This window comes from Neisseria sp. HMSC067H09, assembly GCF_001814135.1.
Taxonomy (GTDB): Bacteria; Pseudomonadota; Gammaproteobacteria; order Burkholderiales; family Neisseriaceae; genus Neisseria.
On record NZ_KV814911.1, the window covers coordinates 39733 to 61305 of the forward strand.

General features: G+C 49.5%; 23 protein-coding genes and 1 tRNA gene. 17 read left to right on the top strand and 7 right to left on the bottom strand.

The window, feature by feature from the left end; all coding sequences use genetic code 11:
- The first annotated feature begins 734 nt into the window (after positions 1 to 734).
- Positions 735 to 1178, top strand: a complete 444-nt coding sequence (locus tag HMPREF2954_RS06695; protein ID WP_019271624.1) for an RpiB/LacA/LacB family sugar-phosphate isomerase — start codon at positions 735 to 737, stop codon at positions 1176 to 1178.
- Positions 1179 to 1739: 561 nt separating this feature from the next.
- On the opposite strand, the gene porB is transcribed toward HMPREF2954_RS06695, so the two are convergent.
- The gene (gene porB / locus HMPREF2954_RS06700) at positions 1740 to 2825 is read right to left on the bottom strand and encodes a trimeric porin PorB (RefSeq protein ID WP_070538702.1); all 1086 of its coding nucleotides are present in this window, start codon (positions 2823 to 2825) and stop codon (positions 1740 to 1742) included.
- 350 nt (positions 2826 to 3175) lie between these two features.
- On the opposite strand from porB, the gene HMPREF2954_RS06705 reads away from it, so the two are divergent.
- Positions 3176 to 3424, top strand: a complete 249-nt coding sequence (locus HMPREF2954_RS06705; protein WP_045072793.1) for a hypothetical protein — start codon at positions 3176 to 3178, stop codon at positions 3422 to 3424.
- 102 nt (positions 3425 to 3526) lie between these two features.
- Here the strand turns inward: HMPREF2954_RS06705 and truA are convergent, their stop codons facing one another.
- Together truA and HMPREF2954_RS06715 are read right to left on the bottom strand one after the other, a co-directional pair.
- Positions 3527 to 4339, bottom strand: a complete 813-nt coding sequence (truA, locus tag HMPREF2954_RS06710) for a tRNA pseudouridine(38-40) synthase TruA (RefSeq protein WP_045072792.1) — start codon at positions 4337 to 4339, stop codon at positions 3527 to 3529.
- 131 nt (positions 4340 to 4470) lie between these two features.
- Positions 4471 to 6936 (bottom strand): FimV/HubP family polar landmark protein, encoded by a 2466-nt coding sequence (locus HMPREF2954_RS06715; RefSeq protein ID WP_045072791.1) that lies wholly within the window; start codon positions 6934 to 6936, stop codon positions 4471 to 4473.
- 344 nt (positions 6937 to 7280) lie between these two features.
- Between HMPREF2954_RS06715 and HMPREF2954_RS06720 the strand changes: the two genes are divergently transcribed.
- The 5 genes from HMPREF2954_RS06720 to dtd all read left to right on the top strand — a co-directional run bounded on the left by HMPREF2954_RS06720 (position 7281) and on the right by dtd (position 9939).
- Positions 7281 to 7811, top strand: a complete 531-nt coding sequence (locus HMPREF2954_RS06720; RefSeq protein WP_045072790.1) for a septation protein A — start codon at positions 7281 to 7283, stop codon at positions 7809 to 7811.
- 3 nt (positions 7812 to 7814) lie between these two features.
- The gene (locus HMPREF2954_RS06725; protein ID WP_045072789.1) at positions 7815 to 8105 is read left to right on the top strand and encodes a YciI family protein; all 291 of its coding nucleotides are present in this window, start codon (positions 7815 to 7817) and stop codon (positions 8103 to 8105) included.
- Positions 8105 to 8374, top strand: coding sequence for a BolA family protein (locus HMPREF2954_RS06730; protein ID WP_045072788.1), 270 nt, complete (start codon positions 8105 to 8107; stop codon positions 8372 to 8374). The genes HMPREF2954_RS06725 and HMPREF2954_RS06730 overlap by 1 nt, the downstream gene beginning before the upstream one ends.
- A 34-nt stretch (positions 8375 to 8408) precedes the next feature.
- Entirely contained in the window at positions 8409 to 9281 is an 873-nt protein-coding gene (locus HMPREF2954_RS06735; RefSeq protein ID WP_070689058.1) for a peptidyl-prolyl cis-trans isomerase, read from the top strand.
- A gap of 196 nt (positions 9282 to 9477) precedes the next feature.
- Entirely contained in the window at positions 9478 to 9939 is a 462-nt protein-coding gene (gene dtd, locus HMPREF2954_RS06740) for a D-aminoacyl-tRNA deacylase (RefSeq protein WP_045072786.1), read from the top strand.
- A gap of 232 nt (positions 9940 to 10171) precedes the next feature.
- On the opposite strand, the gene aat is transcribed toward dtd, so the two are convergent.
- Together aat and fur are read right to left on the bottom strand one after the other, a co-directional pair.
- Positions 10172 to 10897 carry a leucyl/phenylalanyl-tRNA--protein transferase gene (aat, locus tag HMPREF2954_RS06745; RefSeq protein ID WP_045072785.1) on the bottom strand — a complete coding sequence of 242 codons (726 nt, stop codon included), beginning with the start codon at positions 10895 to 10897 and terminating at the stop codon, positions 10172 to 10174.
- 297 nt (positions 10898 to 11194) lie between these two features.
- Entirely contained in the window at positions 11195 to 11692 is a 498-nt protein-coding gene (fur, locus tag HMPREF2954_RS06755) for a ferric iron uptake transcriptional regulator (RefSeq protein ID WP_003766333.1), read from the bottom strand.
- 158 nt (positions 11693 to 11850) lie between these two features.
- Here fur and HMPREF2954_RS06760 point away from each other — a divergent pair, with 158 nt between their 5' ends.
- Positions 11851 to 12234: an outer membrane protein assembly factor BamE gene (locus HMPREF2954_RS06760; RefSeq protein WP_045072784.1), complete on the top strand. Its 384-nt coding sequence runs from the start codon at positions 11851 to 11853 to the stop codon at positions 12232 to 12234.
- A gap of 16 nt (positions 12235 to 12250) precedes the next feature.
- Entirely contained in the window at positions 12251 to 13060 is an 810-nt protein-coding gene (gene dapB / locus HMPREF2954_RS06765) for a 4-hydroxy-tetrahydrodipicolinate reductase (protein WP_045072783.1), read from the top strand.
- Between the two features lie 85 nt (positions 13061 to 13145).
- Here the strand turns inward: dapB and trpC are convergent, their stop codons facing one another.
- Together trpC and HMPREF2954_RS06775 are read right to left on the bottom strand one after the other, a co-directional pair.
- Positions 13146 to 13928, bottom strand: coding sequence for an indole-3-glycerol phosphate synthase TrpC (gene trpC / locus HMPREF2954_RS06770; RefSeq protein WP_070689060.1), 783 nt, complete (start codon positions 13926 to 13928; stop codon positions 13146 to 13148).
- Between the two features lie 125 nt (positions 13929 to 14053).
- Entirely contained in the window at positions 14054 to 14452 is a 399-nt protein-coding gene (locus HMPREF2954_RS06775; RefSeq protein ID WP_045072781.1) for an Ag473 family lipoprotein, read from the bottom strand.
- Between the two features lie 185 nt (positions 14453 to 14637).
- Between HMPREF2954_RS06775 and HMPREF2954_RS06780 the strand changes: the two genes are divergently transcribed.
- From HMPREF2954_RS06780 to HMPREF2954_RS11635, 8 genes are all read left to right on the top strand, one after another.
- Positions 14638 to 14713, top strand: a tRNA-Lys gene (locus tag HMPREF2954_RS06780).
- A gap of 151 nt (positions 14714 to 14864) precedes the next feature.
- The gene (gene aldA, locus HMPREF2954_RS06785; protein WP_003760973.1) at positions 14865 to 16307 is read left to right on the top strand and encodes an aldehyde dehydrogenase; all 1443 of its coding nucleotides are present in this window, start codon (positions 14865 to 14867) and stop codon (positions 16305 to 16307) included.
- A 178-nt stretch (positions 16308 to 16485) separates the two neighbouring features.
- Positions 16486 to 17997 (top strand): lysine--tRNA ligase, encoded by a 1512-nt coding sequence (gene lysS, locus HMPREF2954_RS06790; protein WP_045072780.1) that lies wholly within the window; start codon positions 16486 to 16488, stop codon positions 17995 to 17997.
- A 224-nt stretch (positions 17998 to 18221) separates the two neighbouring features.
- On the top strand, positions 18222 to 18926 hold the full coding sequence (gene minC / locus HMPREF2954_RS06795; RefSeq protein ID WP_039406010.1) for a septum site-determining protein MinC: 705 nt from the start codon (positions 18222 to 18224) through the stop codon (positions 18924 to 18926).
- Between the two features lie 27 nt (positions 18927 to 18953).
- Positions 18954 to 19769, top strand: a complete 816-nt coding sequence (gene minD / locus HMPREF2954_RS06800) for a septum site-determining protein MinD (protein ID WP_039406013.1) — start codon at positions 18954 to 18956, stop codon at positions 19767 to 19769.
- A 3-nt stretch (positions 19770 to 19772) separates the two neighbouring features.
- Positions 19773 to 20048, top strand: coding sequence for a cell division topological specificity factor MinE (gene minE / locus HMPREF2954_RS06805; RefSeq protein ID WP_003742768.1), 276 nt, complete (start codon positions 19773 to 19775; stop codon positions 20046 to 20048).
- A 3-nt stretch (positions 20049 to 20051) separates the two neighbouring features.
- On the top strand, positions 20052 to 20972 hold the full coding sequence (locus tag HMPREF2954_RS06810) for a hydrogen peroxide-inducible genes activator (RefSeq protein ID WP_003742769.1): 921 nt from the start codon (positions 20052 to 20054) through the stop codon (positions 20970 to 20972).
- A gap of 178 nt (positions 20973 to 21150) precedes the next feature.
- Entirely contained in the window at positions 21151 to 21429 is a 279-nt protein-coding gene (locus HMPREF2954_RS11635) for a hypothetical protein (RefSeq protein WP_197067776.1), read from the top strand.
- Positions 21430 to 21573 lie beyond the last annotated feature (144 nt).

The window sequence follows — 21573 nt, forward strand, 5'->3', positions numbered from 1 at the left end:
ATAGGCATCCCAAAATAGCTTTCTTGTTTTCATTTACCCTATTTTGTGGGCGAAGCCCACGCTACAAATTGCACAGAACAGACACGTAGCGTGGGCTTTGTCCACGAATTATTTTTGAGGTAAGGTCATCTGAAATCTCCCCGCACCGTCATTCCCGCGCAGGCGGGAATCCAGGCTTCTGCATTTTGAGAATGCTTCAAAGCTGCTGCAACTTCAACTTTCCGAACTCCTGACAACGCGGGGATGATGCCCAAATAAACAAGCAACCGCAGCTTGTTTGCCCACGGATTGATTCTTATCTACAAACAGTCGTCTGAAAAACCTAAGTACAATTTTCAGACGACCTTTTATCGAAACAACACGTGGGCAAAGTCCACGCTACGATGTCTGCCCTGAAAGTTTGTAGCGCGGGCCTTGCCCGCGAAATAGAGCGAATGAAAACAAGAAAGCTATTTTGGGATGCCTATCTCTGTCCGTACGGGGAATGACGACAATAAGCATTTCAGACGACCTTCAGACAGGTTTGGCTGCAATACCGTAGGGGCAAATCAAGACCCAACGAATTCTTTTCGCCCCAATACCTTGTCGGGTTTACCAACCCGCCCTGCTCCACCCGTAAGCCGAAAATTCCTGCCCGACACCCCCCAACAAAAAACAAACCCTGTTGCAATATCATAAATTACGGTAAATTCGTAAAGGAAACCCCTTACCTTCCAACCATCAAGGAGTAAGCCATGCGTTTGATTATCGCCGCCCCCGCCAACGGAACAACATTAAAAAACGCGCTCAAGGCGCATTTGCAAAACGATCCGCGAGTTGACAGCCTAACAGATTTATCCTCACCGGATGGCACCTATCCGCAGCTTTCATTTGCTGCGGCGCAGGAGGTAGCGTCAGGGAGAGCCGACCGCGCTATTTTAATTTGCGGTACAGGAGTAGGTACGGCGATTGCCGCAAATAAAGTCCACGGCATACGGGCAGCAACGGCGCATGATTTAATCACATTGCGCGGCTCGGTAGAAAACTACGATGCACAGGTATTGTGCATGGGACAAAACGTCATCGCCGCCCCCGCCGCATGGGCATTGGTGGACATTTGGCTGAATTTGCGCCACAACACGGATAGCGGATACGCTCCGAAAGTCGGTGAAATCGAAGCTTACGAATGCGGTAAGTAGTACGGTTTTTGCAAAAGGTTAATCTAGACTCGCCATTCTCGCCCCGCTTGTATGAAGATGGCCCATCGCAGCATGAGCTTTACCCGCAGATTATTTTTGAGGTAAGGTCGCCTGAAATCTCCCTACCGCCGTCATTCCCGCACAGGCGGGAATGACGGCCTCGGCATTTTGGGAAGATTTCAAGGATGCCGCAACTTCAAATTTCTAGATTACCGCCTGCGCGTGAATGACGAAATTGCAGCCCTCTTGTTTTGACCTGCCATATTTCGCGGCCAAAGCCCACGGATTAAGTTCTATCCAAAAAAAACGGTCGTCTGAAAAGCCTGCCGTACACAGGGATTCAGACGACCTTTTATTTAACGGATTAAAATAAAACAGGATATTCACACCAGCCATTTCTGCGCCGAAAGAATCAGAAATAATGGTATAGACAGAGCAGCTTGTCGGGGAAAAATGCGAACCGACCTACAACCAGCATACTACGTATCCCCCCGCATTTTATCCAAGGATACAAAAAGAGCCTGCATAAAGCAGGCTCTTTTTTAAACTAACCGTATCAGATTAGAATTTGTGGCGCAGACCAACTGTACCAGCAGTTTTCTCGTATTTGTTGTCGCCTTTGCCTTCTCTCAACCAACCGGCAGAAATCAGGGCAGAAGTGCGTTTAGAGAAGTCGTAGTCAGCACCGACGATTACTTGGTTGTATCGGCTGTTGCCTTGTTTTACGCCATTTTCTTTAGCTTTGAAGCCGTGAGCGTAAGATACGCGGGGCATTACATTACCCATGCGGTAACCTGCAGTTGCAGCAACTTCAGTACGTTCGTTTTTCTTAGCATCAGTTACGTCAGCTTTGAAACCTTCGTATTGACCTGCAACAGAAACCAATACATTGTTTGCATCGTAACCAGCTACCAAACGGTGTACTTGGTGATCTTTATAAGTATCAGCAGCCAAAGTAGTATTTCTGTTGAACGAATTCAAGTAATCTTTGTCCAGAACAGAATGTTTAGCAAAAGAACCAGCATAGCGACCGAAGAAGCCGGCATTCTCATAGTTCAGACCCAAACCGTAAGAGTCACGGCTTTTTACATCATGAGTATACTTGTCATCAGGATTAGCATTGTCACGCGGTTGGTATTGTACGCTTGCGCTGAAACCGGACAATACAGGTGAATCGTAGCGTGCAGACACTTTACGATCTTCTACACGTTCAAGTTTGCCTAATGACAAAACATCTGCGTTTGCATCACTGGCTTCCCAAGGATCGATGCTGTCGCTGCTGTCTTTCAGAGGGGTATTCAGTTTACCCGCACGGATTTTACCGAAGCCGCCTTCCAAACCGATGAAGGACTCGCGAGTACCCCAACCTTTGTCAGTACCGGCAACAGAAGTATTTTGCTCTACTTGCCAAATAGCGTTCAGGTTGTTGCTCAGGTGCTCATGACCTTTGAAACCGATGCGTGAACCGTAGTCAGCAATTTCAGTAGCAGTTTTGGTTGTATCCTTGGTAGTTACACCGTTAACTGTAGTTTTTTCTTTAACTCGGGAAATGTCAACACCGGCTTTAACTTGACCGTACAGAGTCACATCAGCCATAGCTGCAACAGGCAGAGCTGCCAGAGTCAGAGCAATCAGAGATTTTTTCATTGCTGTATTCCTTTTCTATCGTGAAGAAATAACTTAAGCAGACCCGGACAGAGTCCGCTTAGGCTTTACATTATCGCTGGAATCAGCGATTCCATGACTCTCACTATAATTGTTCCTTTCTAAAAAAACAAACTTTATTCACTTCCCCTTCTTCCCCCCTTACGCCACACCACCCTGCCAACAACATAATATTCAAAATATTTCCTTTATAAATCATATGGTAATACCGATTTTCCTATTGTTTGCATTTTTACAACACAGATTTCCCGAACGGTAGTTTTTTAGGACTGACTGTTGCTTTTTGGCTAATTTAGGCAAGCGAGGAAACTGGAAACATCGTTCAGGTATTCATGCCTGCATTTACCCTGATAGGGTTTGCCGGGCATAAATATCTCCCGATCTGCGGTGGCTGTCATTCCAGCCCCGTAGTACAGGCTTTATCTGCGGGTTGGTTTATCGAAAAGAGCAAAGGTCGTCTGAAAAGAATGCGTATAGATTTCAAACGACTTTTTATAGTGTATGAAAATAAAGACAGGATATTTCAAATCGTCATTCCTGATGTGAAAGAAATACAAGAGCTTGAGTACGGTAATTTTTGAATATTTTTCTAAAAATCAATGCTTGGATCTCTGTCGGCGCGGGAATGACCAGAATTTTCTTTATTGAAGGGAAGAATAGGTTTGACAGTATTTCGGACGGCCTCACAGCCATTCGGGCATTTCGGGACGGATGATGCCGAACTCGGGCGGATAATCCACCCCGGTCAGATACAGCCCATCAGGCATAAAAGTCGGAGGGGCTTTTAATCGACTGCGTTCTTCAATTAAGGCTTGGAATTCAGAAACGCTCAGCCTACCACTACCGACATAAACCAATGCGCCCATAATATTACGCACCATATGGTGTAGAAAGGCATTGCCGTGCAAATCCAGTTTGAGAAGTTGCGGCGTACCGCTGATTTTTGCTCTGTATAGGGTTTTAACGGGTGATTTTGCTTGGCATTCGGCAGCACGAAAGCTGGAGAAATCATGTTCGCCTTCTAATAATAATGCCGCCTGCTGCATTTTGTCAGGATCGAGTTTGAGGTGCGTCCATCCTACCCTGCCTTGCAATATCGGGGAGCGGACGGGAGATGATTCCAAAAGGTAACGATACTTTCTACCGTATGCGTCAAAACGAGCGTGAAAATGTGGGGCGACTTGCTGTGCGAACAATACAGCCACACCTTCAGGAAGATAAGCATTGACGCCCCGCACCCATGCCTGCTCGGGACGGACTACTGTGGTATCGAAATGGACGACTTGCGCAGTCGCGTGTACGCCTGTGTCGGTTCGTCCGGCGACTATGGTTCGGATGGCTTCACCCGCAATTTGGCTGAGTGCATATTCTAAGGTCGTCTGAACAGTAGGCAAGTCGCCAGCTTGTTTTTGCCAGCCGTAAAATCGGCTGCCATCATAAGACAGGATTAATGCCCAACGGCAAACTGCGGGCTGCTTTGAAGAAGGAAACATCATAATCGGTGAAGGCTCGATATTCGAACAAAATCATACGAAAATTGCTTATCCGACAGTATAGCAATAAAAAAGATGCCGCTTTTAGAAACGGCATCTTTATTTTTCTTTCCCAAAAGGGATTGTCAGATTAATCAGCCTAACTCTGCCAACAAGGCTTTGGTTTTATCCAAGATATCGCCGGTAGCCTCTTCCATCAGCTCTTGCAAAGTTTCACGGGCTGCACCGGGGTCTCCAATTTCGACATACATTTTTGCCAATTCGTATTTGGCTTCTAAAGGAGCGGTCATTCCGACGGATTCGGAAATAAAGCCTGAGTCAAATGCCGACTTGCTTACTTCTTCATCAACTGTTAGGTTTTCCCATTCGATGGTCTCTTCTACTCCGTTACCTTGGGAATCAGCCAATCCGAAATCTTCGTCGCTTTCTTGGAAGGTAATGCCTTCATCTTGTTTGATTTCAAAAGGCTCTTCGGCTACGGCTTCATCGGCTGAGGTATCAACGGAAGCAAACTCTAAAGCCTCGTCCCCATTTAATTTTTCAGACGATGTTTGCTCAGATGTTGTGAACTCAGGCAGCGGCTCGATAGGCTGGGATTCGGTTTTTTCCGAGAAGAAGTCCCATCCTTCTTCTACTTCTTCAAAGTCTTTGACATTTTCTGCGCCAACAGTCTGCTCCTGCTGTTGAACCTCAGAAGCGTCGGAGGCTTCGTAGTCAAACTCCAAATCAGAAACTTCTTCCTCAACGGCGGATTCGGTATAAGAATACTCTTCCTCACCTACTGAGGCATCCGCCTCTTTGGTTTCTTCACTAGCGTCATGGAAAGACGTGTCAAAGTTTGATTGAACCTCATCAAATTGCTGAATATGAGCTGTATTATCAGGCTCTTCTACTGATTCCTCTTGATGTCTGCTTTCTATAACTACTGAAACCGGTTGATACGGATTCTCCGGCTCGGGCTCATAGACACTTTCTGTCGATTCAACAGAGTCCCAATCCAAATCACGGCGTTTTTCCGTTTCCTCATCCACGGTAACTGCGCTGGATACGATACCGACGTGCTTATCGTCAATATCATCGATATTGATATTGATCTCATCTTCAGCGGCTTCTTTGGCTGCATTGGGCTGTACAAAAAAAGCCTCGTCGTCAAAATCATCCTCGATAGACAGTCCGTCAGGCTCTTCTGCCGGAACAGCTTTCGCTTGAACAAACTGTTCGGGCTTCGCCTCGTCAGCTATCACGGTTTCTGCAAAGCTAATGTCGTCATCTTCTTCGTCATATCCTGCAGAAGGAACAGGTACGGCAGGCGCGACAGCAGCTGCTTTTCGTTTGCCCAAAGCTTTCAGCAACAGCAACAATGCCAGCAGAGCACCGCCGCCGATTAACAGCCAGCGCCACAATCCGCCATCTTCAGACGACTCTTCTACTGCTTCGTTTTGAGTATCGGAATTTTGCTGGGCAGCCAAAGCTTCTTCAACTTGGGCTTCCTGCGTAGATTTTGCCGTTTCACTTGCAGCGGTTTGTTCTGCGATGCCGGGTTGCAATACTTCCTCTGTGCCTACGGATGAAGCAGCTTGTTCTTGTGTTGCACCCTGTGGAGCGGAAGCGGTTACTTGTGCTGGTTGTTGTTCAAGCTTGGCTTCTTTGTTTGATTTGACCCCTTCGCCAGCCTTATTTTCACCTGCCTTATTTTCCGCAGATGCATTAGTTTTGGCAGCTTCTGATTTTTCAGACGATGCTTTAGATGCTGCTGCGGTCTGCGGCTGCTGTTTATCAGACACAAGAGGCTTCTCGGCGGCCTGTTTAGCGGCTGCCTGTTTCATATCGAACTGGGTCGGGATATTCAATACTTTGCCAGCCAACATATGGTCGGCATTTTTATTGATGAACACACTAGGGTTGGCTTTTACCAATGCCTGTATTGCCTGCTCGACCGTCATACCTTGAGGACGGATACGGGTCGCAATTTCAGTCAGGGTTTCACCCTGTTTGACTAAATGTCGTTTGCCATAACGCGGCTCGCCCTGTACAGAAGAGGTTGCATTTTGCGTCTGTTTAGGCTGTGCTTGGGTATTTTTTGACTTTTTATTGTCGATTCCTTCTTTACGCGTATTATTCGCAACATCTGCAGACGCATTTCCACTACGCAGCGCACGGTTAATCCGTTCGCGTGCAGCTTGACGGTCTATCTGCTGGGAAGCGTATGCGGGAGGCGGCTCCTGACGAACGCGGGGCGTACTGTCGCCCTTGACCGAGTAATCAGCCGGATCGATGATTGCGGTATATTCTCGAGATTGAGAGCCGGTACTGACTTGGAAAATCAGCACAGGGTCTTTGATAGCTTTAGCCGAACGGATATTGATGACGGCACGATCGCCCGCTCTGTGAACGCTGGTTCTGAGGTTGGCATTAGATACGGAAGCCTTGCCGCCGTTAAACAATGCCTGTGCTTCTTCTCCGGTTACGGTGATATTGCCGGAAAACGGCTCACCCAAATGCGATTGAACATTCAAACCGCCCAACCCTGCGCTTGCACCCACCGAAACCGCTAAGGCAACGGAAGCTGCGATAAGTTTGATTTTGTAATGTTTTTTCAAAACTTGTCCCCTATGAAATGAATCCTGCTGTACTGCCGAGTACTTAACCGTCTATTACGATATATTACGTTATGATATAGTCTAAGTCCCTAATCTGCCAAGTAACACTGTCATTTATGTTATCAAAAATGACATAAACCGTTACTGTTTGCATCGGTGTGTTTCTTTTTTGCAAATCTATCGAGAACTTATTTTATCATTCCGTTTGCATTTTTAAAACCCTGCAACAAACTGCCGGCATATCAAACAAACCAAAGTTTCAGATTTACGGTAATGCAAAAAACCGCAGCTGCCTGTATGATTGACGTTTGATTGTTTGGTTTCCTCATTTTTGTTTTTTATATATGAAAATTCTGAGTGATTTATTGGCGGTAATTTTATTTTTTCTGACTTATACGGTTACGAAAGACATGATCGCCGCGACTGCCGTAGCTTTGATAGTCGGTGTTTTACAGGCGGCCTTTACCTATTGGAAATTTAAAAAGCTGGATACGATGCAGTGGGTCGGATTGGTTTTAATCGTGGTATTCGGCGGGGCGACCATCCTGCTGAAAGATCCTCGATTTATCATGTGGAAACCGTCCGTATTGTTTTGGATAGGCGCACTGGTCCTGCTTTTCAGCCACCTTGCCGGTAAAAACGGACTTAAGGCGACAATGGGCAAGGAACTCGAATTGCCCGATACCGTCTGGAATAATCTGACCTATGCTTGGGTAGCGTTTCTCGTATTTATGGGCATAGCCAACTGGTTTGTATTCACTCATTTTGAAAGCCATTGGGTGAATTACAAGATGTTCGGTTCGACCGGACTGATGTTCGCTTTTTTTATCGCTCAAGGTATTTATTTGGGCAAACATTTACCAAAGGAGAATTAAGCAATGGAATATTATATGCTTTTGGCCACTGATGCAGACGACGTGTATGAAGCCCGTATGGCTGCACGTCCCGATCATCTGAAACGTTTGGAAGCCCTGCAAGCCGAAGGGCGCCTTCTGACGGCCGGACCCAATCCCCTGCCCGACAATCCCGAACGCGTCTCCGGCAGCCTTATCGTCGCCAAATTCGCATCGCTTGACGAAGCCCAAGAATGGGCGGAACAAGATCCTTATGTCGCTGCGGGCGTATATGAGGAAGTTTTGATTAAGCCCTACAAAGCTGTTTTTAAATAATGAATATGCGTTCAGCAATAGAAGGTCGTCTGAAAACTCTAAACCCTCAGATATTCGAGTTTCAAGACGACAGCCATTTGCACAAAGGACACGCAGGCAATAAAGGCGGGGGGCATTATGCTGTAACCGTCGTCAGCGAGGCTTTCACCGGGATGAAACGTATCGAACGCCAACGCATGGTTCAAAACCTGCTCCAAGACCTGTTTGCCGGCGGTTTCATCCACGCCTTGAGCATTAAGGCGGCAACGCCCGACGAATATTTCCATTGAATTATCCGCAGTGTTTCAAATTAAAGAGAAGATTATGAGAAAAACCCATTTTACAGCCGCATTGGTTATGGCCGCCCTATCCGGCAGCCTGTTTGCCCAAACCCTGGTTACCGTCAACGGACAAGCCATCGACAGCAGCGTGATTGACGGACAAGTTGCCGCCTTGCGTGCTGAAAATAAACAAATCCAGGATTCGCCACAACTGCGACAAGAATTGACCAACCGACAAGTTATCAGCACGGTTATCGCGCAAGAAGCCAAACGCCGCAAACTGGACCAAAGTGCGGAATTCAAAAAAGCCCTTGAACAAGCCCGTGCAGATGCGAAGAAACAAGGCGCTGACAAAAAACCGTCCTTCAAAACAGAATGGGCGGCATTTGAAGACGACCTGCTCGGACAGGCCCTGGCCATCGACGTATTGCGCAAAAATCCTGTCAACGAACAAGAAATTAAAAAATCCTACGATGAATTTGCCAAATTCTACCAAGGCAGTCAGGAAGTCCGCTTAGGGGAAATCGTTACCCGAACTAAAGCCGACGGACAAAAAGCCGCTGCCGATTTGAAGGCGAAGAAGGCTTTTACCGCAGTATTGAAACAATATTCGATTGACGAAGAAGCCAAAAAAGCAGGCGGCATTCCTCAAGCTTATGTTCCGCTGAAAGACTTGCAAGAAGCCGCACCGCCTCTGTACGCAGCAGTCAAAGACCTGAAAAAAGGTGAAGCGACATCCGAACCGCTGCAAGACGGTAATTCTTACGCCGTGTTTTACGTTGACGACCGCCGCGATGTCAAAGTTCCTGCCTTTAACGAAATCAAAGGCAACATAGCCCGCGACCTGAGTACTGCCCGCATTGACGACACTATGCGTGCTCTCTTGCAAAAAGCCGACATCAAACCTGCCAAATAACCTTTAAGCTTCCTATAACGGATAAGTAAAGGAAATTAAGCCGGATTCTTTTTGCGGCATTGATGCAATCCACCTAAAGGTCGTCTGAAACCATAACGTTTTTCAGACGACCTTTTCTACCTGCATTGCTGTCGAAACACTTTTGTATTTGAATCTGCCGTCAACCAATCTTTTGAAATAGAGATAAAGAACCGCTATGCGAGCCGTCATTCAAAAAGTGAGTTGTTCCCGCGTCGATGTATTGGACGGAAATCATAAGGAAACCTGCGCAGAAATCGATAACGGGTTGATGATATTGCTCGGCGTTACCCACAACGATACCGAATTAGATGCGCGCTACATTGCCGACAAAGCCGCCAATCTGCGTATTTTCGAAGACGATGCCGGCAAATTGAACCTGTCCGTTAAAGATGTTGGCGGCTCAATCCTGCTGGTTTCCCAATTCACATTGTATGCCGATGCACGAAATGGCCGCCGCCCGTCTCTCTCGGCAGCCGCCCCTGCCGAACAGGCGCAAACGCTCTATCTGCATACCGCAGAACTATTGCGCGGACATGGTTTGAACGTACAAACCGGCCGCTTCCAAACGCATATGCAGGTCAGCCTGTGCAACGACGGCCCCGTTACTCTGCTGCTGGACTCGTCAAAACTGTTTTGACGAAAATCCTGCTGCAAGATATAGTGGATTAAAATAAAAATGAGACAAGGCGCCAACGCCCGCCGTGTACGGGTAGTACATAAGGGCGTTGGCAACGCCGTATCATTGCAATTTTAATCCACTATAAAACAAGGATTGCCCTTGCCTCAGTCGCCTGAAAAACCAAAAATTAGGTTTTCAGACGACCTTTTTTTATTCGATCCTGATTCGAAGTGGACTCTATATCTTGCTACTATGCCAACGTCTCCACTACTACCCGCGCGCCTAATTCTTCCTTCAAAGGCAATGCGTTCAAGCGTTGCAAGGTCGTCTGAAATTCGGCGAACGGTATCGGTTCCGAACCGAAACGATGCATATGCAGGGTATCTTGCTGACAGTCAATCAACTCGATGCCCAATCCAGCAAGAAACGGGACGGCGCGCGCGAAGGCGATTTTGGAGGCATCCGGCTCAAGGGCGAACATGGATTCTCCGTAAAACACCCGTCCGATTTGTACGCCGTAAAAGCCGCCCGCCAGTTTCAGACGACCTGTTTCATCGGGATAGAAACATTCAAACGAATGCGCGTGCCCCAAGCGGTGCAGCTCGGTATAAGCGGCTTGGAATTCGGGAACAATCCATGTGCCGTCCTGACCGGGGCGCGGAAAGGCGGCGCAATGTGCAATGACGGTTTCGAAGCATTGGTTGACCGTTACCCGATAGGGTTTGTTGCGCAAGGTTTTCGCCAACGAACGCCCGATATGCAGATTTTCAGGAACGATGACGGCACGCGGATCTATGGTATGCCAAAAAAACCAGCCGTCTTCGCTGAACCACGGGAAAACCCCTTGCCGATACGCCGACAGCAGCCGTCCCGTGTCCAAATCGCGGCTGATACCGACCACGCCGTCGCACTCTTCCAGCGCGTAAAACGGGTCGGGAAAAGTGTAATCATTAGGGTAAAGCAAGGGGATACTCATTAAAAATCCTAAGGTATAGTGGATTCACTTTAAACCGGTACGGCATTGCCTCGCCTTGTCCTGATTTCAATTTATAGTGGATTAACTTTAAACCAGTACGGCGTTGCCTCGCCTTGCCGTACTATCTGTACTGTCTGCGGTTTCATCGCCTTGTCCTGATTTAAATTTAATCCACTATAATCCACTATATTATTCTGATTTGCAGCGGCATGATGTTCATGTTCCGCAAAAAATTTCAGACGACCCCAAATTCTCATCCGAGGTCGTCTGAACATCAAACATCTTTTAAAACGGGAATCAGCGTTTGCTCTTCGCTTGGCATTCGCCGCACACGCCGTACATATAAAGCGCGTGGTCAACGATGCGGTAGCCGTTTTCTTCCGCGATTTTGTCTTGCAAGGCTTCGATTTCAGGATTGTGGAATTCCGTTACCTCGCCGCATTTCACGCAGACGATATGGTCGTGGTGGTCGCCTTTGTCCAATTCGTAAACCGCCTTGCCGGTTTCAAAATGGTGGCGCTGCAAAATGCCTGCCTGCTCGAACTGGGTCAACACGCGGTAAATCGTCGCTACGCCGATTTCCACACCCTCTTCCAGCAAAATACGGTACACATCTTCGGCACTCAAATGCTCTTCAGCATGCGACTCGAACAAATCCAAGATTTTCAAACGCGGACCGGTAACCTTCAAGCCGCTGTCTTTCAATTGCGCAATATTGCTGAATTTTTCCATAATATTCAATATCCCTGTGAAGTAATAGACGTTATAATACGCAATTTCAGCCCGCTTGCCCACTATTACGCCATAGCGGTTTGCAATAAAACCACAAGTTTTGTTTGCATACAAACGATAGCCGGCTGAAATTATAATCAAAGAGATGATTATCGTTTGCTTTTTCAAAAAATTCAAGCAATGATACCCTTCCACCCGAATTCGAACAGAAAGGCATATCCGTGAACAAACCCCTCTGTCTTGCCCTCGCCGCCCTCATCGGACTTTCCGCATGCAGCGCCGAACGCGTTTCCCTGTTCCCCTCTTACAAACTCAAAGTCATCCAAGGCAACGAACTTGATCCCCGCGCCGTCGTCTCCCTCCAAGCAGGCATGAGCCGCGACCAAGTCCAACTCCTGCTCGGCACCCCGCTGCTGCGCGACGCATTCCATGCCGACCGCTGGGACTACACATTCAATACCAGCCGCAACGGCATCATCAAAGACCGCAGCAACCTCACCGTTTATTTTGAAAACGACGTCCTTGTCCGCGCAGAAGGCGACGCCATCCAAAAATCCATCGAAACCCTCCAAGCCGAACAAAGAGCAGCCCAAACTGCACAATAATCATTAAGGAAACCGCATGAGCGCATTGAAAATCGCCATCGCCGGCGTCAACGGCCGCATGGGGCGCGTACTGGTTGAAGCCGTCAACAATCATCCCGACACCGTCCTCTCCGGCGCACTCGAACATTCAGGCTCTGAAGTCTTAGGCTTGGACGCAGGCTTCGCCTCCGGCATCAAAACCGGCATCACCATTTCAGACGACGTTGACGCCGTCCTCGCCCAAAGCGACGTACTCATCGACTTCACCCGCCCCGAGCCGACCCTCAAACACCTGCAAAAATGCGTTGAAAAAGGCGTCAACATCATCATCGGCACCACCGGCTTCGACGACGCAGGCAAAGCCGCCATCCGAGCCGCAGGCGAAAAAACAGGCGTCGTCTTCGCCGCCAACTTCAGCGTCGGCGTCAACCTCACCTTCCACATCCTCGACACCGTCGCCCGCGTCCTCAACGAAGGCTACGACATCGAAATCATCGAAGGCCACCACCGCCACAAAGTCGACGCCCCCAGCGGCACCGCCCTGCGCATGGGCGAAGTCATCGCCGACGCACTCGGCCGCGACCTCAAACAATGCGCCGTTTACGGCCGCGAAGGCCACACCGGCCCACGCGATCCCTCTACCATCGGCTTCGCCACCGTCCGCGCAGGCGACATCGTCGGCGACCACACCGCCCTCTTCGCCACCGACGGCGAACGCGTCGAAATCACCCACAAAGCCAGCAGCCGCATGACCTTCGCCGCCGGCGCCGTCCGCGCCGCAGTTTGGGTCAACGGCAAAACAGGTTTGTACGACATGCAGGACGTTTTGGGATTGAAAAACCGCTAAAGCCGTTTTCATCCGCATGACACAAAAAGGTCGTCTGAAAAATGTTTTTCAGACGACCTTTTACATGATTCCGCAATATGAAACCTTAAAACAACTTCCGCACTTCCGCTTCAATATCGTCGGCGCGCATAAAAGTTTCGCCGATAAGGAAGGTATGTACGCCGTGGCTGCGCATAAAATCGACATCGGATTTGCTTCGGATGCCGCTTTCGGTAACGACGGTTTTACCTGCCAGTGCAGGCAGTAAATCCAGAGTCTGCTGTAAAGATACGTCGAATGTCCGCAGGTTGCGGTTGTTTACGCCCCATAGGGGTGTTGTCAGATTTCGGCATTTTTCCAATTCGGAAGCATCATGCAGTTCCAACAATACGTTCATGCCTAATTGATGGGCTACTGCTTCAAAATGTTCTAATTGTTCTTGCTCAAGCGCGGCGGCAATCAGTAAGACGGCATCAGCACCCCAGGCACGCGCCTGATAAATCTGATACTCATCGATGATGAAGTCTTTTCGTAAAACGGGAAGCCCGACTGCCGCACGTGCCGCTTTCAAATATTCGGGAGAGCCTTGGAAATATTGTTCGTCAGTCAATACCGACAAGCACGCAGCTCCGGCATTTTCATAGGCACGGGCAATCTGTGCAGGATGGAAATCTGGGCGGATCAGTCCTTTGCTCGGGCTGGCTTTTTTAATTTCAGCAATAACGGCAGGGCGGTTTTGCTCGTGTTTGGTACGGATAGAGTCAAAAAAACCGCGCACAGGCAAGGCAGCATCTGCCTGTTTTTTCATTTCATCCAAAGAGACAGAAGCTTTTTGGGCGACGACTTCCTGGGCTTTAGTTGCAAGGATTTTATTCAGAATATCGGTCATAACAGGTTTCCTGCACGGCAAAGCCGTCATCTTAACACAAGAGGTCGCCTGAAAAATAAAACGAGGTAAACAAAACAAGCCGTACGGAATCTTTCCGACGGCTTGTTGATACGAAACCCAAACAATTATTTGGCAGCGTCTTTCATTTTGTCCGCAGCATCTTGAGTTGCATCGGCGGCTTTGTTTAAAGCATCTTTAGCAGCATTTTTTGCATCTTTGGCAGCTTCTTCAACTGCTTTTCCTGTGGCTTCGGCTGCATTTGATAAGGCTTTATCTGCATTTTCCTTAGCGTCGGAGACGGCTTTATCTGCGCTTGCCTTAGCATCGGCAGCAGCATCTTTAACATCAGAAACGGCTTTTTCGGCAACGTCTTTGGCATCGGCAGCCGCATCTTTTGCTTCGGAAGCAGCAGCATTGGCATCAGAAGCTACGGCAGAAGCAGCCTCTTGGGTTTGTTGTTTGGCCTCTTGAGAGCATGCAGCCAAGCCGGCCATCATCATCGCAGCAATCAGTAATTTTTTCATGTTTTATCCTTTCTTAATCTGGAAAACACCTACCCCTTTTCAGGCAGGCGTGGGAATCATAACATAACGGACCAGTAAAATAGGGCAGTTTAACGGTAAATAACAGGCTGTTTACTTTTATTGAAAAAAAATTCAAAAAACTTATTGACGAGCAGGATGTCGGCCAATATAATTCATAGCTTGTCGGGTCGTTAGCTCAGTCGGTAGAGCAGCGGACTTTTAATCCGTTGGTCGAGCGTTCGAATCGCTCACGACCCACCAAATATCAAAACCTGCTTTGAAAAAAGCAGGTTTTTTTTATGTTCTCCGGAATAATCTACTTCCCCTGTAAATATGCTAAATATACTTGTATGCCAGGCAATTTAAGCATAGACTAAAACTACACGCGACTACAACAACAGGAGAACTTAAAATGAAACAATTGGCCATGTACATCAACGGACGCTTTGAAAACGATTTCAACGGCGAATGGCGCGACGTATTGAACCCTTCCACCGAAGAGGCCATCGCCCGCGAACCCAAAGGCGGCAAAGCGGACGTTGACCGTGCCGTAGCGGCGGCGCGTGCGGCGCAACCGGCATGGGAGCGGCTGCCTGCGGTCGAACGCGGCGCGTATTTACGCAAAATCGCCCAAGGCATACGCGAACGCGCCGACGAGCTGACCGACACCATCGTTGCCGAAGGCGGCAAAACCAAAGACTTGGCGCGCGTGGAAGTCATGTTCACCGCCGACTATCTCGATTACCAAGCCGAATGGGCGCGCCGTTATGAAGGCGAAATCATCCAAAGCGACCGCCCGCGCGAAAATATTTTATTGTTCAAACGCCCGCTGGGCGTCGTGGCAGGCATCCTGCCGTGGAACTTTCCCTTTTTCCTGATTGCCCGCAAAATGGGCCCTGCTTTGGTCACGGGCAACACCATCGTCGTCAAACCCAGCAGCGTGACCCCGATCAACTGCCACATTTTCGCCGAAATCGTCGATGCGGTCGGACTGCCCGCAGGCGTGTTCAACGTGGTGAACGGCCCCGGCGCGGAAATCGGCAATGCCTTGTCCGCCCATCCGCAAGTCGATATGGTCAGCCTGACCGGCTCCGTCGAAGCAGGCCGCCAAGTGATGGAAGCCGCTTCCGCCAACATCACCAAAGTCTCGTTGGAACTCGGCGGCAAAGCCCCCGCCATCGTTTTGAAAGACGCGGATTTGGACTTGGCAGTGAAATCCATCTTGGCTTCGCGCGTCGGCAACACCGGTCAAATCTGCAACTGCGCCGAGCGCGTCTATGTCCACAGCAGCCTGAAAGACGCGTTCATTGAAAAAATGACCGCCGCCATGAAAGGCGTGCGCTACGGCAACCCTGCCGAAGCCGAAGCAGGCGCGCTGGAAATGGGTCCGCTGATTGAAGAGCGCGCCGTCAAAGCCGTTGCCGAAAAAGTGGAACGCGCCGTCAAACAAGGTGCGACGCTGGTCTGCGGCGGCAAACGCGCCGAAGGACGCGGCTATTTCTTCGAGCCGACCCTGCTGACCGACACCGACAACAACATGGACATCATGAAGGAAGAAACCTTCGGCCCCGTCCTGCCCGTTTCCACTTTCGACACGCTCGACCAAGTCATCGCCTTGGCAAACGACTGCGAATTCGGTCTGACCAGCTCCGTGTACACCACCAACCTGAACGAAGCCTTCTACGTCACCCGCCGCCTGCAATTCGGCGAAACCTACATCAACCGCGAAAACTTCGAAGCCATGCAAGGCTTCCATGCGGGCTGGAAAAAATCCGGTATCGGCGGCGCGGACGGCAAACACGGTTTGGAAGAATACCTGCAAACCCAAGTCGTTTATCTGGAAACCAATATTTAACTGCCGATATTAGCCTCAGTTAAACGAAATGCCGCCTGCAACCGATTTTCGGGTTTCGGGCGGCATTTTTGCCTTTATAGAAAAAAACACCGACATCGCGTAAAATATGCGCAAATTTTGTGATTCAATCAGGTCGTCTGAAACAGATTGCGCCTGATTTATTTTTCCGGAAAACACCATGAGCGAACAAAACAATCCGCAAACCGAGCCGCAGTTGGACGAAAACCAAATCATCGCCCTACGCCGCGAAAAACTGCACAACATCCGCCAACAGCGCATTGCCTATCCCAACGACTTCAAGCGCGACAGCTTTGCCGCCGATTTGCACGCCCGATACGGCGAAATCAGCAAAGAAGAACTCGACCCGCAAGCCGTTCCCGTCAAAATTGCCGGCCGCATGATGCTCAAACGCCAAATGGGCAAGGCGAGCTTTGCCACCATCCAAGACGTGACCGGCCAAATCCAGCTTTATCTGAACAACAAAGGCGTGAGTCAGGAAGTTTTGGACGATTTCAACCATTGGGACTTGGGCGACATCGTCGGCGCGGAAGGCACTTTGTTCAAAACCAACCACGGCGAATTGACCGTGCGCGTGTCCGACATCCGCCTGTTGTCCAAATCCCTGCGCCCGCTGCCCGACAAACACAAAGGCTTGAGCGATCAGGAAACCAAATACCGCCAACGCTACGTCGATTTGATTGCCAACGAAGAATCGCGCAATACGTTTATCAAACGCAGCAAAATCATCCAATCCGTGCGCAATTTCATGGTGAACGAGCATTATCTCGAAGTCGAAACCCCGATGATGCACCCGATTCCCGGCGGCGCGACGGCGAAACCGTTCGTGACCCACCACAACGCCTTGGACATCCCGCTCTACCTGCGCATCGCCCCCGAGCTGTATCTGAAACGCCTGGTGGTCGGCGGTTTGGAGCGCGTGTTTGAAATCAACCGCAGCTTCCGCAACGAAGGCATGTCCGTGCGCCACAACCCCGAATTCACCATGATTGAATTCTACGAAGCCTTCTCCGACTACGAACGCATGATGCAGATGGCGGAACACATCATCCGCAACGCATCGCGCACGGTCAACGGCACGGCGAAAATCAGCTACAACGGCAAAGAAGTCGATTTGGAAAGCCCGTTCGAACGCCTGACCATTCTCGAAGCCATCAAAAAATACAATCCGCACTACACCGACGAGCAGTTGAACGATGCGGAGTGGCTGAAAAAAGAAATCGTCAAACACGGCGAAAGCCTGCCGCCGTCCCCCGGCATCGGCAGCCTGCAACTTGCCCTGTTTGAAGGTTGCGCCGAGGGCAAACTGTGGAACCCGACCTTCATCGTCGATTACCCGGTCGAAGTTTCCCCGTTGGCACGCGCTTCGGATACGAAACAAGGTCTGACCGAGCGTTTCGAATTGTTCGTTGTCGGCCGCGAGCTGGCAAACGGCTATTCCGAGTTGAACGACCCCGAAGACCAAGCCGAACGCTTCAAAGCGCAAGTGGCGCAAAAAGATGCGGGTGACGACGAAGCCATGCACTATGATGCCGACTACATCCGCGCGATGGAATTCGGCCTGCCGCCGACAGGCGGTTGCGGCATCGGCATCGACCGCCTGGTGATGCTGCTGACCGATTCGCAAACCATCCGCGACGTGATTCTGTTCCCGCAGATGCGTCCCGAATAAGGTAGGCAGATAATAAAGAAAAGGTCGTCTGAAAACCGGAAAATTGGTTTTCAGACGACCTTTGTCGTTTTTGTACCACTTTGTAACTTTGATTAACCTATATCGATTTCTCATGAAATTCAGAAGAGAATGGGAAATTTCACTTCAGACGACCCAAACGGATTGAATAGCCAAGATTTACACGGTAAACTTATACAATTAAAAAATTTTATGATTTACTCACTATGAAACCCGCCTTCGACATAAAGTCAGCCCGGCTTGACGTACTGGCTATTCACCTGCATACCGCAGACTTGACCGAACTGGAAGAATTTTTGCGCCAGCGCGCCGGTCAGTATCAAGAATTGGATATTGTTCCTTTTGTTTTAGACGTACAGGATTTCGATCATCCCGAGTCATTGGACATCGGAGCTATGCTGACCCTTTTTGCCCGTTATGGCATGCAGATTTTAGGGCTGCGCCATGAAAGTGAAAGTTGGTCGTCTTTTGCTGCACGTTATCATTTGGTTTTCAGCCGCAGCGACAAATCCGAGCCGCAACAACCCAAAATCAACCAAGAGCCTGCCCCCGTTCAGGCAACCGTCATCAATAACCCGACCGTCCTCATCAGCACCCCCGTCCGCACCGGACAGCAGGTTTATGCGGAAAACGGCGACCTTATCGTAACCGGCATCGTCAGTGAAGGTGCGGAACTCATTGCTGACGGAAACATTCACGTCTATGCACCCATGCGCGGCAGGGCGCTGGCAGGCGCGAAAGGCAACACCAACGCGCGCATCTTTATTCACTCCATGCAGGCGGAGCTGGTCTCCGTAGCGGGCATCTACCGCAATTTCGAACAAGACCTGCCCGACCACCTGCACAAAAAAGCCGTACAGGTTTCATTGCAAGACAACCGTTTGGTTATCAGCGCAATCGACACAGATTAACCGTTCCAAAATTTGAAAGGAAATATCGTGACAAAAATCATCGTAGTAACATCAGGTAAAGGCGGCGTAGGTAAAACCACGACCAGCGCCAGTATTGCAGCCGGATTGGCATTGCGAGGCCACAAGACTGCCGTTATCGACTTTGACGTCGGTTTGCGTAACCTCGATCTGATTATGGGTTGCGAACGACGCGTTGTGTATGACCTGATTAACGTCATCCAGGGTGAAGCCACGCTCACCCAGGCACTGATTAAAGACAAAAACTGCGAAAACCTCTTCATTCTGCCTGCATCGCAAACCCGCGACAAAGACGCACTGACCCGTGAAGGCGTTGAGAAAGTCATGCAGGAATTGAGCAGTGACAAAATGGGATTCGAATACATCATCTGCGACTCTCCCGCCGGTATTGAACAGGGCGCATTGATGGCACTCTACTTCGCCGACGAAGCCATCGTTACAACCAACCCCGAAGTATCCAGCGTCCGTGACTCCGACCGTATCTTGGGCATCCTGCAAAGCAAATCCCGCAAAGCCGAACAAGGCGGCACAGTTAAAGAACACCTGCTGATTACCCGCTATTCTCCCGAACGCGTCAACAAAGGCGAAATGCTGTCCGTACAAGATATTTGCGACATCCTGCGCATCCCGCTCATCGGTGTCATTCCCGAATCGCAAAACGTCCTGCAAGCATCCAATGCCGGCGAACCCGTCATCCACCAAAACAGCGTTTCCGCTGCCGAAGCCTACAAAGACGTCATCGCGCGCCTCTTGGGTGAAAACCGCGAAATGCGTTTCCTTGAAGCTGAGAAAAAAGGCTTCTTCAAACGACTGTTCGGAGGCTAAGCCATGTCATTAATAGATATGTTGTTCGGCAGAAAGCCGAAAACCGCCGCCGTCGCGCGCGACCGCCTGCAAATCATCATTGCCCAAGAACGCGCTCAAGAAGGAAAGGCTCCCGACTACCTGCCGACCCTGCGCAAAGAATTACTGGAAGTATTGTCCAAATACGTCAACGTTTCTTTGGACGACATCCGCATTTCCCAAGAAAAGCAGGACGGTATGGATGTTCTCGAATTGAACATCACCCTGCCTGAACAAAAAACGGAACAGAAAAAGGCTTAACACATGACCTTGACCGAATTGCGTTACATCGTAGCCGTCGCGCAGGAGCGTCATTTCGGACGTGCCGCGCGCCGCTGCTTTGTCAGCCAGCCCACCCTTTCCATCGCCATCAAAAAGCTGGAAGAAGAGCTGTCGGTATCCCTGTTTGACCGCAGCAGCAACGACATCATCACCACCGAAGCGGGCGAGCGCATCGTTGCCCAAGCCCGTCGCGTGTTGGAAGAAGCCGAGCTGATCAAGCACCTTGCCAGCGAAGAGCAAAACGAATTGGAAGGCGCATTCAAACTCGGTCTGATTTTTACCGTCGCCCCCTACCTTCTGCCCAAGCTCATCATTTCCCTGCGCGAAACCGCGCCGAAAATGCCCCTGATGCTCGAAGAAAACTACACGCACATCCTGACCGAATCGCTCAAACGCGGCGACGTCGATGCCATCGTAGTCGCAGAACCCTTCCAAGAGCCTGGCATCGTTACCGAGCCTTTATATGACGAGCCTTTCTTCGTCATCGTCCCCAAAGGACACCATTTCGAAGAACTCGATGCCGTTACCCCGCAGATGTTGGGTGAAGAGCAGGTCTTGTTGCTGACGGAAGGCAACTGTATGCGCGACCAAGTTTTATCAAGCTGTTCCGAGCTTGCCGCCAAGCAGAAAATCCAAGGTCTGACCAACACCCTGCAAGGCAGCTCCATCAACACTATCCGCCACATGGTTGCCAGCGGTCTCGCCATCAGCGTCATGCCCGCTACCGCACTGACCGAAAACGACCATTTGCTCTTCAGCATCATCCCGTTTTCAGGCTCCGTACCGCACCGTCGCGTCGTTTTGGCATACCGTCGGAACTTCGTTCGCCCCAAAGCATTGACTGCCTTGCGGACTGCCATCCTCAATTCCCATCTTCACGGCGTAAGTTTTGTGAAGGAATAAAAGGGCGTTGTTATAAAATTTAGATGGAGACTGATTAATACCACCTGACATTTTATCAAACAAGATTAATCCTGATTACAACCTTGTATAGTCAAAACAAAAGGATGAATTTTCAATGAATAAGATTGCATTGTCGGTATTGATGTTATTGCTTGTTTAGGGTTGCGTTTATCCAAACATGACTACACCATCATCGCAGATTGCGCCAGCTTATATCTCAAGTGCGAAGTACAGTTTATTTGATTGCCATCAACTGCAAACCGAGCTTGATTCCATATCACGACGGGAATCAGTTTTAGTTGTTGCCCAAGAGCAACGCGTAAAAAACAGTGAGAAGCAGGCGACATGGTTCGGATATGGACAAGGTGACGGAGTTAAAGCCACAGAGCTTGCTAATGTGAAAGGAGAGAAGGAAGCTGTCAGAAAGGCATTGGCTTTAAAATCTTGCGCGGAATAGCATCAGAAAAATATCCACCATATTAGGAATATGCGTTAGATATTCTTTGTGATTATTTATTTCGCGGAGAGTTAAATGCTGTAAATAATCAAAAAGAGGTCGTCTGAAAACCTGAAACCAAGGTTTTCAGACGACCTCTGTAAT